16 protein-coding genes are annotated in these 13,892 nt (G+C 60.0%); 10 read left to right on the plus strand and 6 right to left on the minus strand.

What is annotated here, in order from left to right; translation table 11 throughout:
- Position 1: 1 nt before the first annotated feature.
- From ACYQ0G_RS07370 to ACYQ0G_RS07380, 3 genes are all read right to left on the minus strand, one after another.
- On the minus strand, positions 2 to 673 hold the full coding sequence (locus tag ACYQ0G_RS07370) for a glutathione S-transferase family protein (RefSeq protein WP_460102798.1): 672 nt from the start codon (positions 671 to 673) through the stop codon (positions 2 to 4).
- 75 nt (positions 674 to 748) lie between these two features.
- Positions 749 to 1,213, minus strand: a complete 465-nt coding sequence (locus ACYQ0G_RS07375; RefSeq protein WP_460101245.1) for a hypothetical protein — start codon at positions 1,211 to 1,213, stop codon at positions 749 to 751.
- Positions 1,214 to 1,280: 67 nt separating this feature from the next.
- On the minus strand, positions 1,281 to 1,646 hold the full coding sequence (locus ACYQ0G_RS07380; RefSeq protein ID WP_460101247.1) for a hypothetical protein: 366 nt from the start codon (positions 1,644 to 1,646) through the stop codon (positions 1,281 to 1,283).
- A gap of 100 nt (positions 1,647 to 1,746) precedes the next feature.
- Here ACYQ0G_RS07380 and ACYQ0G_RS07385 point away from each other — a divergent pair, with 100 nt between their 5' ends.
- From ACYQ0G_RS07385 to fghA, 5 genes are read left to right on the plus strand one after another with little or no spacing between them, the layout of a single operon-like run.
- Complete coding sequence (locus ACYQ0G_RS07385) at positions 1,747 to 2,856, plus strand: S-(hydroxymethyl)glutathione dehydrogenase/class III alcohol dehydrogenase (RefSeq protein ID WP_460101249.1); 1,110 nt, start codon at positions 1,747 to 1,749, stop codon at positions 2,854 to 2,856.
- On the plus strand, positions 2,856 to 3,209 hold the full coding sequence (locus ACYQ0G_RS07390; RefSeq protein ID WP_460101251.1) for a cupin domain-containing protein: 354 nt from the start codon (positions 2,856 to 2,858) through the stop codon (positions 3,207 to 3,209). Before ACYQ0G_RS07385 ends, ACYQ0G_RS07390 begins: the two co-directional genes overlap by 1 nt.
- Before the next feature lie 12 nt (positions 3,210 to 3,221).
- On the plus strand, positions 3,222 to 3,602 hold the full coding sequence (locus ACYQ0G_RS07395; RefSeq protein ID WP_460101252.1) for a VOC family protein: 381 nt from the start codon (positions 3,222 to 3,224) through the stop codon (positions 3,600 to 3,602).
- A gap of 28 nt (positions 3,603 to 3,630) precedes the next feature.
- Positions 3,631 to 4,116: a prolyl-tRNA synthetase associated domain-containing protein gene (locus ACYQ0G_RS07400; protein ID WP_460101255.1), complete on the plus strand. Its 486-nt coding sequence runs from the start codon at positions 3,631 to 3,633 to the stop codon at positions 4,114 to 4,116.
- Complete coding sequence (fghA, locus tag ACYQ0G_RS07405) at positions 4,113 to 4,952, plus strand: S-formylglutathione hydrolase (RefSeq protein WP_460101257.1); 840 nt, start codon at positions 4,113 to 4,115, stop codon at positions 4,950 to 4,952. Before ACYQ0G_RS07400 ends, fghA begins: the two co-directional genes overlap by 4 nt.
- 58 nt (positions 4,953 to 5,010) lie before the next feature.
- Here the strand turns inward: fghA and ACYQ0G_RS07410 are convergent, their stop codons facing one another.
- Both ACYQ0G_RS07410 and ACYQ0G_RS07415 read right to left on the minus strand, forming a co-directional pair.
- Positions 5,011 to 5,595, minus strand: coding sequence for a YcxB family protein (locus tag ACYQ0G_RS07410; RefSeq protein WP_460101259.1), 585 nt, complete (start codon positions 5,593 to 5,595; stop codon positions 5,011 to 5,013).
- Between the two features lie 46 nt (positions 5,596 to 5,641).
- A complete protein-coding gene (locus ACYQ0G_RS07415; protein WP_460101261.1) occupies positions 5,642 to 6,877 on the minus strand; it encodes a polyhydroxyalkanoate depolymerase in 1,236 nt (411 codons plus the stop codon).
- 169 nt (positions 6,878 to 7,046) lie between these two features.
- On the opposite strand from ACYQ0G_RS07415, the gene ACYQ0G_RS07420 reads away from it, so the two are divergent.
- The 5 genes from ACYQ0G_RS07420 (at position 7,047) to ACYQ0G_RS07440 (ending at position 12,838) form a co-directional block, all read left to right on the plus strand.
- Positions 7,047 to 8,864, plus strand: a complete 1,818-nt coding sequence (locus ACYQ0G_RS07420; protein ID WP_460101263.1) for an ABC transporter transmembrane domain-containing protein — start codon at positions 7,047 to 7,049, stop codon at positions 8,862 to 8,864.
- Between the two features lie 127 nt (positions 8,865 to 8,991).
- Positions 8,992 to 11,136, plus strand: coding sequence for a M13 family metallopeptidase (locus ACYQ0G_RS07425; protein WP_460101264.1), 2,145 nt, complete (start codon positions 8,992 to 8,994; stop codon positions 11,134 to 11,136).
- 80 nt (positions 11,137 to 11,216) lie between these two features.
- Positions 11,217 to 12,011: an undecaprenyl-diphosphate phosphatase gene (locus ACYQ0G_RS07430; RefSeq protein ID WP_460101265.1), complete on the plus strand. Its 795-nt coding sequence runs from the start codon at positions 11,217 to 11,219 to the stop codon at positions 12,009 to 12,011.
- A gap of 94 nt (positions 12,012 to 12,105) precedes the next feature.
- Positions 12,106 to 12,360 (plus strand): hypothetical protein, encoded by a 255-nt coding sequence (locus tag ACYQ0G_RS07435; protein ID WP_460101267.1) that lies wholly within the window; start codon positions 12,106 to 12,108, stop codon positions 12,358 to 12,360.
- A 232-nt stretch (positions 12,361 to 12,592) separates the two neighbouring features.
- Entirely contained in the window at positions 12,593 to 12,838 is a 246-nt protein-coding gene (locus ACYQ0G_RS07440) for a hypothetical protein (protein ID WP_460101268.1), read from the plus strand.
- Positions 12,839 to 12,918: 80 nt separating this feature from the next.
- On the opposite strand, the gene phhA is transcribed toward ACYQ0G_RS07440, so the two are convergent.
- Positions 12,919 to 13,860, minus strand: a complete 942-nt coding sequence (phhA, locus tag ACYQ0G_RS07445) for a phenylalanine 4-monooxygenase (RefSeq protein ID WP_460101270.1) — start codon at positions 13,858 to 13,860, stop codon at positions 12,919 to 12,921.
- Positions 13,861 to 13,892 lie beyond the last annotated feature (32 nt).

Consider the following 13,892-nt stretch of genomic DNA (forward strand, 5'->3'; position numbering starts at 1 on the left):
CTCACAAATCCAGTGAAGCATATTCCCGTGGCGGCGGAAGGCCATCCATCTTCTCGCTCAACAGCGGGCGGAAGCTGGGGCGGCTTTTCATGACCATGTACCAGCCCTGCGCCTGTTCGTGCCCGCGCCAGTCGACCGCGCCGAGGTAATCGACCACTGAGAGGTGCGCCGCACAGGTCAGGTCGGCGAGGCTCAGCTGCGGCCCGGCGAGCCATTGCCGGGTGTCGACCAGCCAGTCGATATAGTCGAGATGGCCGTGCAGCAACCGGCCCATCTGGCGCAGCACCTGCCCGTCGGGCGGCTGGCGCAGAACGAGGCGCTTTTTCATCTTCTCGTGCAGCGCGGGCTCGGTCACGTCGTGATAGAAATTTTCGTCGAACAGGGCCGTCAGGCGGCGGATTTCGGCGCGCTGCATGGCATTGCCCGAAATCATCGGCACGCGTTCCACCGTTTCTTCGAAGAATTCGCAGATCGCCTGGCTATCGCACAAAGTTACGCGGCGCGCGGGATCGTGGAGCACGGGGGTCCGCCCTGCCGGATTGAGCTGCCAGAACGCATCGCGCGCTTCCCACGGATTTTCCCGGATAAGCTCATAGGCAACCGCTTTCTCCCCCATGAGGAGACGCAGCTTTCGGCTGAAGGGACACAAAGGGAATTGATGCAGCTGCCACATGCTGGACCGCTCATGCATCAGCGGCGCGCCCGCGTCCACTGGCAGTCATGGCGCGGGCGAAGTTTTGCGACCTTTTCAATCGGCCTGCGGGGCCATGGTCTTCATGCGCGCGGCCATGTCCTTGAGAGTGGGCGTCATCGTTTCGAGCGCCTTTGCCATCGAACCCATCGCATGGAGGGCGCGTGGAAGGTTGCGTTCGATCTCTTCGGGGGCGCGGCTGCTGAGCGGCGCTATCTTGCGCAGCGTCGCATCGGGATCGACAGACGGCAGGTCCTTGCCGGTGAGATCTTCGCTCACCTCCCCTGCGGCTGCGATCAGCGGGGCGATCGGCAGGTCGAGCAGGACTTCGCCCATGGCGCGGGCCATCAGCGCGAACTCGCGCTGCGTGTCCGGATCCTGCATGCGCTCGGCAAAGTCCGAGAAATCTTGTGAGGCGTCGTCATGGATCGGCTCGTCAATCTCGACGGCGTCCTGAGCCGACAGCGACATTGGAACGGCAAGTGCCGCGGAAGCCATCGTCGTCATAATGATCTTATGCATTGCCATCCCCATTCTTCGGTCGGATCGCATGATATGGCTGGAGCGGTGACACAGGCCTGAACGCCGCCTAAATTCCCGAAGCATCCAGCATCATCAGGCAGGCGGGCATCACCTCTTCCACCGCACCTTCATCGGCAAGATCCTGTGCCTGTCCGGCCACCAGTTCCTGAATCGCACCGCGATCGAGTGTGTGTTCGTCCATCAGCCGCGCTGCAGAACGCACGAAAAATTCCCGCCCCCGCTCTTTCATCGGCGGATAGGCAAGCGCGGCTGCATTCCCGTTGACCTGGCCCTGCGCGATGATTGCGAAAGCTGCCGAGCACCGCAGCGTTGCGGATTGCTGGGCAGTCAGCTGCGGAGCAGCCGCAGGTTCCTGCGCCACGGCAGCGGGTGAAAGAACGAGCAGAGCGAGCGGGGCCAGAAGAGATTTCATGCGGTCGCTTCTATCTTCTGCGGGCTGAACGGCAAGCAACACGTCTTGCGAGCGCCAGCGCCCTTCCCTAGTCCCGGTTGCCAAAGGAGAAACACCCGCCATGAAAACCAGAGCAGCCGTAGCATTCGAGGCCAAGAAGCCGCTGGAAATCGTCGAACTCGATCTGGAAGGCCCCAAGGAGGGCGAGGTTCTGGTCGAGATCAAGGCTACCGGCATTTGCCACACCGATGCCTACACGCTGGACGGCCTCGACAGTGAAGGACTGTTTCCCAGCGTGCTGGGCCATGAGGGCGCAGGCATCGTGCGCGAAGTCGGCAAGGGCGTGACTTCGGTGAAGCCGGGCGATCATGTCATCCCGCTTTACACACCCGAATGCCGCCAGTGCAAAATGTGCCTTTCGGGCAAGACCAATCTGTGCAGCGCCATTCGCGAGACGCAGGGCAAGGGCCTGATGCCCGATGGCACGACGCGCTTCAGCTACAACGGCAAGCCGATCTACCATTACATGGGCTGCTCGACCTTTTCGAACTTCACCGTGCTGCCCGAAATCGCGGTGGCGAAGATTCGCGAGGACGCGCCCTTCCACACCAGCTGCTATATCGGTTGCGGCGTGACCACGGGAGTCGGCGCAGTGGTCAACACCGCCGATGTACGCCCCGGCGACAATGTCGTGGTCTTCGGCCTCGGCGGCATCGGCCTCAATGTCATCCAGGGCGCAAGGATGGCTGGTGCGGACCGGATCGTGGGCGTCGACATCAACCCCGACAAGAAACCCTATGCTGAACATTTCGGCATGACCGACTTCGTCAATCCCAAGGATGTCGACGATGTCGTGGCAACGCTGGTCGAGATGCTGGATGGCGGCGCGGATTACAGCTTCGACTGCACCGGCAATACCGATGTCATGCGGCAGGCGCTCGAATGCTGTCACAAGGGCTGGGGTACATCGATCATCATCGGCGTGGCGGAAGCGGGCAAGACGATCGAAACCCGCCCGTTCCAGCTGGTGACGGGCCGCAACTGGCGCGGAACGGCATTCGGCGGCGCGAAGGGCCGCACCGACGTGCCCAAAATCGTGGACTGGTACATGGACGGCAAAATCCAGATCGATCCGATGATCACCCATGTCCTGAAGCTGGAAGAGATCAACAAAGGCTTCGACCTGATGCATTCGGGTGAAAGCATCCGCAGCGTGGTGGTCTACGACTGATGACCAAGAAGGTGACCCTCGCCGACAAGTTCGCCACGTTTACCGAAACCTGGGCGCCGCGCATCGTCGCGCGGTATGAGGGTCACGAAGTCCGCATCGCGAAGCTGGAAGGCGCGTTCGACTGGCACAGCCACAGCCATGACGAGCTGTTCCTGTGCCTGGACGGCGAACTCGATATCGAGTTCCGCGAGCGCACGGAAACGCTGCATCCCGGCGATCTGTTGTTGATTGCCGCGGGCGAGGAACACAAACCGGTAGCGCGAAAGGGAGAGGTGCAGGTCCTGCTTCTGGACCCTGCCAACGCGCCGAATACCGGAGACGAGAAAACCGCGACCATTGCGGTCGAGGCATAAGGAGAGAGAACAATGTTCAGCCATGTCATGCTGGGGGCCGACGACATCGACGCCTCCAAGAAATTCTACGATGCCTGCTTCAAGGCGCTGGGCGGCAGCGAGGGCAGGATCGATCCAAAGGGCCGCGTCATCTACATGCACAACGGCGGCATCTTCCTGATCACCAAGCCGATCGACGGCCAGCCGGCGAGTTGCGGGAATGGTTCGACCATCGGCTTTGCCGCCGATAACGAAGCCATGGCCGACGCCTGGCACAAGGCGGGCAGCGCAAACGGCGGTACCGAAATCGAAGATCCGCCGGGCATCCGTGAAGGCGCTGGCATGAAGCTCTATCTCGCCTATCTGCGCGATCCGGCAGGCAACAAGGTCTGCGCGATGTATCGCCCGGGCTGACAGCTTGGCGCATAGAAGCGAAGCGGGATTGCGGGAGGACCTCGAAGCCCTCGTAATCCCATTCGAGCAATACGAACACGAAGCCGTTTTCACCGTAGCGGAAAGCTACGGGGTCAAGGATGCCATCCCCGGCGCGCATACCAAGAACCTGTTCCTGAAGGACACAAGCGGCGCGTTCTTGCTGGTTACCGTACCTGCCGATATGCGTGTGAATTTGAAGGCTCTGCCTGCGGCTATCGGCTGCAGACGCGTCAGCTTCGGCAAGCCCGACGATATGGAGCGGTTGGTTGGTCTGACACCCGGTTCGGTCACGCCGCTGGGCGCGATCAACGCCGAACCTGGCAGCATCTCCATAATCCTCGACCGGGCTTTGGCGGAGGCCGACCGGATCAACGTCCATCCCCTTCGCAATACCGCGACCATCGGCCTGTCCGGCGCGGACTGCTTGCGGCTGCTGGAGCATTGGGGTCATGCGCCGCTGGTCGCAGACATACCCGCACAGGAAATACCATGACCCTCGAATATCTCTCGCAGAACAAGGCCTTTGGCGGCGACCAGTTCGTTCTCTCGCATCAGTCGGAGGCAACTGGCACGGAGATGACGTTCTCCGTCTATGTCCCGCCTCATGCCGAGGGCGCGAAGCTGCCTGTTCTCTGGTATCTTTCGGGTCTCACCTGCACCCATGCGAATGTGACTGAAAAGGGGGAGTTCCGGCGCGCCTGCGCGGAACACGGCGTGATTTTCGTGGCGCCGGATACCAGCCCGCGCGGTGAACAGGTGCCCGATGCGGAAGACGAATACGACTTCGGCAAGGGCGCGGGCTTCTATGTCGATGCGACACAGGAACCCTGGGCCACGCACTACAAGATGCGCAGCTATATCGAGGACGAGCTGCCCGGGCTGATCGAGGCGAATTTCCCCGTAGACATGACGCGGCAAGGCATAACCGGCCATTCCATGGGCGGCCACGGCGCGCTGACCATAGGCATGCGCAACCCCGACCGCTTCCGTTCGGTGAGCGCCTTTTCGCCAATCGTCGCCCCTGGCAAAGTGCCATGGGGCGAGAAAGCGCTGTCACGCTACCTTGGCGAGGATCGCGAAGCGTGGGAAGAATACGATGCGGTTGCGCTGATCGAGAATGGCGCACGCCTCGATCACCTGCTGGTAGATCAGGGCACGGCGGACAATTTCCTCGAAGAACAATTGAAGACAGGCCGGCTTTCCGTCGCCTGCGCCAAGGCCGGCATCCCCGCGCAAATCCGCATGCAGGAGGGGTATGACCATTCCTATTACTTCATCTCGACCTTCATGGCCGAGCACGTGGCATGGCATGCGGAGAGGTTGAGTTGATCCCCGATTGAGCAATTTTCCGGGCCAGAGCACCCAATGGCGCACGCCGACAGGGCTCTTAATGTTTGACCATGCCTTCGCCAGAATCAACGAGATGCTTGGGAGGGACTGGATCGCTTCTCAGCCTCTCGATTAGCTTCTTGCATTTCGCAAGTTCGTCTGAGGATGCGAAGATCCTGGGTGGAATGTAATATCCATGAGCTGGTCCGGTCTTGATGAAGAGCGAGCCTTTTCGTTCGACTACATCGATAACACCGAGCCAGCTTGTATAATCCTCGCTGGTTTCAGTGCTCCAAGAGACCCCCGAAGTGTCCAGCCAAACTGAATTCCAGCCAACTCGTTTGGGGTCGTCTGCTTGCAATCGTTCAAGCATCCTCATGAGAAAAATCTCAACTCCCAGCGAAACCCAAATTGAGAGACTGGCAGCGAGCACAATCCAAATGAGCACAAAGAAATCAGTATTCGGGAGTAAGGCTTTCGCCACGAAATAGGTCAGCAAAAACGCAACCAGTCGCGACAAAACCGCAATCCCATACGAGTGATTAAAGCCGATCATTTCGCGCACATTCTGTTCGTGCGCCCGTGTATCACCGACTACCCATTGGAAGGAGATTTGAGCCGCATCATCCTCTTCTTCATACATGCCCGAGCTCGCCTCTTCGATTCATCCTCTCAGGGAAAAATATCCCTCACCCGTGCGCGGCGACAAATTCCTCCACCACTGGCGCGATCCTTTCGCGCCATTTGCTGCCGTTGAAGATGCCGTAATGCCCAGCCCCTTCCGCCATGTAGTAGCGCTTTTTCGAGACATCGAGGTTCGGCGTCAGTTCCAGCGCGGCACGCGTCTGGCCCAAGCCTGAAATATCGTCACGCTCGCCTTCGATGGCGAGAAGCGCGGTCTTGGTGATATCGCCCAGATCGACACGCTTGCCGCGATGCATGAAGGTGCCGTTGGGAATTGAGTGGTTCTGGAACACCTCTTCCACCGTCTGCAGGTAGAATTCCGCCGTCATGTCGCAGACGCTGCGGTATTCGTCGTAGAAATCCTTCGTCGCCTGCGCGCTGGCATCGTCGCCCTTGTTGAGGTGTTTGAACATCTCGTAATGGCTCATCATGTGATTGCCGAGGTTCATGCTCATGAAACCGGCAAGCTGCATGAAGCCCGGATAGACTTTACGGCCCGATCCCCGATATTGGACAGGCACGGTGGCGATGACATTGTGGCGGAACCACTCGATCGGGCGCTCCATGGCAAGATCGTTCACGCTGGTGGGCGAACACCGCGTATCGATGGGGCCGCCCATCATGGTCAGGGTTTTGGGAGCACATTCATGCCCATCCCGGTTCATGATCGCGGTGGCCGCAAATACCGGAACCGAAGGCTGGCATACGGCCATGACATGCGCACCGCCGCCATCCTTGTCCGGGCCGATATGCTCGAGAAAGTCTATCACGTAGTCGATGTAATCATCGAGGTCGAATTCGCCTTCATGCAGCGGGACATCGCGCGCGTCGGCCCAATCGGTGACGAAGACGACATAGTTCTGCAGCATCCGCTCGACCGTGCCGCGCAGCAACGTGGCGTGGTGCCCGCTCATCGGCGCGACCACGAGCATACGCGGAGCATCCTCCGGCAAGCCTTCGCGGTGGAACCGCTTCAGATCGCCGAAGGGCTTGTTGAGGACGGTCGCTTCCACCACCGGAAATTCCTCGCGACCGACGGTGACGTGTTCGATCCCCCAGGCAGGCTTGCCATAGGTGGCTGTGGCATGCGCGAAGACTTCCAGCGCGCTTGACGCCATCTGCCCCATTCCCATGTAGCCGAAAGGAAGAGCCGGGTTCGAAAGCATTTCCGAACCGATCGAGGCAAAGGTGCTGGCGCTGGAAAGCCAGCTCCGCTGGAGTTCGTGAAGGTGGTAAAGCATAAGCAAGCGTCCCCTGCTGGCCGCACTGTTCTGGCTCTATCTGCGGCACGTCCAATTTCCCCCAATGTGGCGGCTGGTTCGTGATTGTGCAATGCACAAACGGGGTAAAAGTGCCGTTTACGGCGCAGCGGAGTGGATTTTAGCATCCCTCGCGCCTAACTGGGCGCTCATGGACGAGACGGGTACACCTGAGAAAGCTCGCCGCCGGATATTCGGGCGGCGAAGCGATGGCGAAAACCGCAGCCTGAAGCCGCTGCGCATGGTCTTCGATGCCGCCAAGGCCTATCCCCTCCAGCTCGCCCTGGCTGCAGCAGCGCTGCTGGTCACGGCAATCATCAGCTCGCTTGCCCTGCCAAGTGCGCTCAAGCTTATCATCGATCGCGGTTTTGCAGCCGATAACGGCGCCGATATCGGTCGCTGGTTCCGCTACCTGCTGGTTCTGGTCGGCGCTCTGGGCATTTTTACCGCATTGCGGTTCTATTTCGTCAGCTGGCTGGGCGAGCGCGTCGTGGCGGATGTGCGCAAGGCCGTCCATACGAACCTCCTGCGCCTGTCACCGTCCTTCTTCGAGACCAACAGTCCCAAGGAAATATCCAGTCGCATGACGGCCGACACGGCAATCATCGAACAGACCGTGGGCACCACTCTGTCCGTGGCGCTGCGCAATCTCATCATGGCCGTTCTCAGCGTTGGCTATCTCTTCTGGCTCGCCCCCCAGCTGGCAATCTATCTGGTCATCGGGATTCCGGTGGTGATCATCCCGATCGCCATCTTCGGCTCGCGGCTGCGCAAGGTTAGCCGCACGAGCCAGGATCGCGTTGCAGATGTCGGCTCGATGGTTACCGAGGTGCTGTCGGCCACAAAGATCGTCCAGGCATTCGGCCAGCAATCACGCGAAGGTGAACGCTTTGCCGGCGCGGTGGAGCAGACCTTCGATATCGCCAAACAGCGCATCCTGATCCGCGCTTTGATGACGGCAATTCTCATCACGCTGGTGTTCGGATCGATAACCGCCCTGCTGTGGCGCGGCGCACTGCTGGTGGAAGACGGCGTCATTACCGGCGGGACCATTGCCGCCTTCGTATTTGCCGGAGTCATCGCCGCGGGCAGCTTCGGCGCTTTGACCGAGGTACTCGGCGATCTGTTGCGGGCAGCGGGGGCAGCCAGCCGCCTTGCCGAACTGCTTGATGCCAAACCGGAGATCGTGGCACCCGCCAATCCAATGGCTCTTCCCGTGCATGCGCGCGGCGGCCTGTCCTTCCGCAACGTGACCTTCCGCTATCCCACGCGGCCCGAAGCCGCTGCGCTCGAAGATTTCACGCTGGAAGTGGAACCGGGCGAAACGGTCGCGATCGTCGGTCCGTCCGGCGCGGGCAAATCCACCCTCTTCCAGCTCGCCGAACGTTTTTACGATCCTCAAGTTGGCACCGTGCGGCTCGACGGGATTCCGCTCACAAAAGCAGACCCGGCGGAAATCCGCCGCCGCATCGCGCTCGTTCCGCAGGAAGGCGTGCTCTTTTCTGCCAGCGCGCGCGACAATCTGCGCTACGGCCGCTGGGACGCCACCGAAGACCAAATCTGGCAGGCTGCAACAGCCGCCAACGCCGCCGACTTCCTCGAAAATCTCCCGCGCGGCCTCGACACCCATCTAGGCGAGGACGGCACGCAGCTATCGGGCGGCCAGCGCCAGCGCCTCGCCATTGCGCGCGCGCTCCTTCGCGATGCGCCGATCCTGCTGCTGGACGAAGCCACCAGTGCGCTGGATGCGGAAAGCGAACGGCTGGTGCAGGACGCGCTCGACCGCCTGATGGAAAACCGCACCACGCTGGTGATCGCCCACCGCCTCGCCACTGTAAGGGCGGCGGACCGCATCGTGGTGATGGATCAGGGCCGGATGGTCGAGCAGGGAACGCATGACCAGCTGGTGGTCAATGGCGACCTTTATGCCCGCCTGTCGAAGCTCCAGTTCGGCGATGAAGCGGCCTGACCGTTCGACCAAATTCGCCGTCCATCCGACGAACGGCGACTCCCTTCGCCACAATATGCTACCCAAACTGCACGAGGTCGCCTGCTCTCCCGCGAGCGCGGTCGGCCGCCTGAAGGAGACTGCACTCATGAAATCGAGAATTTTGACGCTTGGCGCATCTGCCCTGGCCCTCGCCATTGGCGCGCCTGCGATGGCCGAAGACGCCGCCGAAACCGCACCCGCCGCGGAGCAAACCCCGCTGCCGACAATGGAGTTCGGCGACTGGGGCTTCGATCCCGCCTCGATCTCGCAGGATATCGATCCGGGCGACGACTTTTTCGCCTATGCCAATCAGAAATGGCTCGATGCCAACCCACTGCCGGCAGAATTCAGCCGCTTTGGTGCGTTCAACCTGCTGCGCGAAAAGTCGACTTCCGATGTGAAGACGCTGGTCGACCGGTTGACCGCCAAGGATCCTGCCACGCTGACCGCCAATGAAAAGCGGATCGTGGATGCCTATGAAGGCTATCTTGATACGGGGGCAATCGAAGCAGCCGGTCTCGCTCCCGCCCAACCCTATCTGGACAAGATCAAGGACGCAGAAACGCTCGCCAGCCTGACCGAACTCTGGGGCAGTGTAGGCTATTCGTCGCCGCTGTTCGCTTATGTCGAAGTCGATGCGAAAGAGCCGACACGCTATTCTGTCCATGCCGGTTCCGGCGGCCTCGGCCTGCCCGACCGCGACTATTATCTCGACGAGAGCGAAAAGGGCGCGAACATCCAGGCGAAGTATCGCGAATATCTGGCTTTCCTGCTTGGAGAAGCTGGCTACTCGGACGCTGCCGGCATGGCCCAAAAGGTCTACGACTTCGAAGATTCGCTGGCCCGCAAGGTTGCATGGGATCGCGCAACGCGCCGCAATGACGACCTGACCTACAACGCGCTGACGCCCGAAGAACTCAACGCCAAGGCTGGCGGCTTCCCGCTTACGGCACTGCTGACCGCCAGCGGTTTCACGGATGTCGACCGCTTCATCGTGACCGACCTTCCGCCGAGCCCGGAACGTGCCGAAGAACTGGGCCTCGATGCTGAAACCCTCGCCAAGATTGGCGGCGGCATGCCTGCGGCCATGCAGCTGATCCTCGAAACACCCATGGACGTCTTGCAAGCCTGGACTGCCAAGGGCTTCCTTTCGGGTAATGCGGCGGTCCTGCCCAAGCGCTTCGACGATGCTTATTTCGCGTTCTACGGCACGCTGCTGAACGGTACGCCCGAACAGCGGCCCCGCTGGAAGCGCGCCATTGACGAGACGGAAGGCTTGATGGGCGAACTGCTCGGCAAATCCTATGTCGCCGACTATTTCCCGCCGGAAAACAAGGCGGCGATGGACGAACTTGTCGCCAATCTGCGCAAGGCAATGGCTAACTCGATCGGTGAACTCGACTGGATGGGCCGCGACACCAAGAAGCAGGCGATCGCCAAGCTCGACGCATTCGACCCCAAGATCGGCTATCGGGACAATCTCGAAACCTACGAAGGGCTGACGATCCAGCCGGCCTCGCCGATTGCCAACCGGATCGAAGCCTCCAAATGGGCCTGGAACGACATGCTCAGCAAGCTTGGCGGATCAATCGACCGGACCGAGTGGTACATGCTGCCGCAGACGGTAAACGCTTATTACAATCCGACCAAGAACGAGATCGTCTTCCCCGCCGCCATCCTGCAGCAACCGTTCTTCGGCATCACTGCGGACGCGGCAGTGAACTATGGCGGCATTGGTGGCGTCATAGGCCATGAAATGGGCCACGGCTTCGACGATCAGGGTTCCAAGTCGGACGGTACCGGCATGCTGCGCAACTGGTGGACCGATTCCGATCGCGAAGCCTTCGACAAGTTGGGTGATGCACTGGTGGAACAGTACAATTCCTACTGCCCGCTGGACGATGGCGAAACCTGCGTGAACGGACGCCTGACGCTTGGCGAAAATATCGGCGATCTGGGCGGCCTCAGCCTTGCCTATCGCGCCTACAAGCTTTCGCTGAACGGCAAGGAAGACAAGGTGATCGACGGCCTGACCGGCGATCAGCGCTTCTTCCTCGCCTGGGCGCAGGTCTGGCGTTCGCAGCAGCGCGAAGCCGCCGCTCGCCAGCGCCTCACCACCGATCCGCACAGCCCGGAAGAATTCCGCGTGAACGGAATCGTGCGGAACATGGATGCTTGGTACAAGGCCTTCAACGTGACCAGCGACGACGCGCTTTACCTCCCCCCGGAAGAGCGCATCAGCATCTGGTAAGCTGCGCTACGGCGTGAAAAAAGCGAAGGGCGGAGCAGGTCGCTTGACTTGTTCCGCCCTTTCTTCATGGAGCGAAGCCTATGACCTTCCTCCAAGAACTGATCATTGCGATCGTCCAGGGCATCACGGAATTCCTCCCGATCTCATCGTCGGGCCACCTGATCCTCATCCCCAAGCTGACCGACTTCCCTGACCAGGGACCGCTTATCGACGTGGCCGTCCATGTCGGTTCGCTGCTCGCGATCATACTCTACTTCTGGAAGGACGTGCTCGGGCTTGCGCGGGGCGGCTTCGCCAGCGTCGGCCTCGGCAAGGATGATGAACAACGCCGGTTGTTCTGGTTCGTCCTGATCGGCACCATTCCAGCCGTTGCCGTAGGCCTCTTCATCAAGACGGGCGGCTATCTGGAAGGCTTTCGTTCGACCGATCTAGTGGCCACAAATCTGATTATCTTCGGTATCCTGCTCGGCCTTGCAGACCATTTTGGCAAGCAGACCAAGGCTTATGAAGACATGAGCCTGAGGGACGCCATCCTCGTAGGGTGTGCGCAGGCTCTCGCTCTCATTCCCGGCACCAGCCGCTCCGGCTCGACGATGACTGCGGCACGTGCGCTAGGATATACCCGAGTTGAATCGGCCCGCTTTTCCTTCCTGCTCGCCATACCTGCGGTCGCAGGAGCAGGACTGCTCGCAGCTCTCGACCTTGCGGACGCGACGGCGCAGATGCAGCAAGATGCGCTGGTAACTGGCATTCTGACCTTCTTTGCGGCGCTGGCCACGATGATGTTTCTGATGAACTTCCTCAAGAAGGCATCAATGCTGGTCTTCGTTATTTACCGCGTTCTTCTTGGCTCAGCGCTTCTCCTTTTCCTTTGACCGGCGTTCCCACGGCTTGTCGCATTTCAGGAACCATTCCTCACGAACGGCGATTTATTAATTGGTCGCAAAGATAATTATTTGAGAGTTTAGGATGGGCCTGATCATACTTATCGTCACCGGAGCGCTCCTAGGCTGGCTCGCAACCATTGCCTTGTGCGTGGAAGACGGTCGGACCATCCTGAGAAACATTACTGCAGGGACCATCGGCTCTGTTGCCATCGGCATGGCGACGTCCGGCGGGGTTTTTCTCGGATCCATCAGGGGCATTACGCTGCTCTGGGCGGTACTCGGCGCCCTGGCAGTAATTGCGCTTTACAATGTAGTTCGCCAGAAGGCGTTGCACTGACCTCAAGCATCCCAATACGTCGCCTTTTCAAAGATCCGATGCGAAGCTTCTTCATCTCGTTTGCCACGAAATCTGACCACAACGTTATGAGACGGTTGAAGCGGTTCGGGAGCGGTCTCGGGCTGTTTTTCTTTGGGTATTGCGGAACCAAGCCGGCTCTGACACATTTTGGCCATGAAAGTCACTCCGGACCCGCCGGGCGCTGGCTCGTAATTAACAAAGGGGAACTGAAATGAAATTCAATAAAACCGCTCTCGTCGTATCGGCCGCTGCTATGTCGCTTGGCCTTGCCGCTTGTGACAGCGCTGCTGAAAACCAAGCCGAAGACAACATCGAGCAGATGGAAGATAACCGCGACGCTCAGGTCAACGAAATGGAAGCCAGCGGTGAAATCACCGACGAACAGGCTGACGCAATGGACGACCAGACCGACGCCATGGAAGAAAACATGGAAGACCAGGTCGACAAAACCATGTAATCTCGACCGTTCTTTCGAGAACATTGCGGGCGCTGGATCTATCCGGCGCCCGTTTTTTATGGTTCGGCCGAGCCCCTGCTTTAGACTGGTTTCGCGCCGCTCCCCCGGCCACCGCGCAATGTGTATTCCAGCGTGCCGCGATTGACGACGTTGTCCACGTCGATCACCGCCGTATTGGCATAGGTGAAGCCGGGCCCGAGATTGCGATATAGCTTGTCGAAATCGCGCTCCACCGTCTTGCGGTAGAGATCCTCGAAGCTGGAAATCACGAAATAGGTCGGCTGCAGATCGCTGATCACATAATCGGTGCGCATTACGCGATCGACATTGAGCATGATCCGGTTCGGGCTTTCCGCCTCGACCGAATAGACCACCTCTGTCGGCCCTGAAAGAATACCGGCCCCATAGGCGCGAATGTCGCCGGGCTGTTCCTCGATCAGGCCGAATTCCACCGTGTACCAGTAAAGCGCCCCGAGCGCCTTCAGCCGGTTGTAGCGCATGGCCTTCCAGCCGGCCTTGCCATATTCCTGCATGTAATCGGCATAGACCGGATCGGTCAGCATCGGCACATGGCCGAAGACATCGTGGAAGACATCCGGTTCTTGGATGTAATCGAAGGTCTCGCGCGTGCGGATGAAATTTCCTGCGGGGAAACGCCGGTTGGCCAAATGCCAGAAGAACACGTGATCCGGGATCAGCATGGGCACGGGCACCACGCTCCACCCGGTCAGCTTGTCCAGTTCTTCGGACAGCTTGCCGAATTCCGGCACGCCGCCGCGCCCCAGATCGAGCTTTTCGGTACCCTCCATGAAGGCAGTCGCCGCGCGGCCGGGCAGCATTTCCATCTGGCGCTTGAACAGATCGTTCCAGATCGCATCGTCCTCGCCGTCGTATTCGGTCTGCTTAGGCTCGAGCCAGTCGTCCCCGACATGGTCCGGCTTCTTCAGCGGCGCGGTGAAGACATCCGCCGGCATTTCGGGCAGGCGGGTAAAGTCGTGTTCTGGTTCTGCTAGTGTAGCCATAGTTGCGATAGATAGGCATTTTGGCGGCGCCA

Source organism: Qipengyuania triglochinis, from assembly GCF_054655615.1.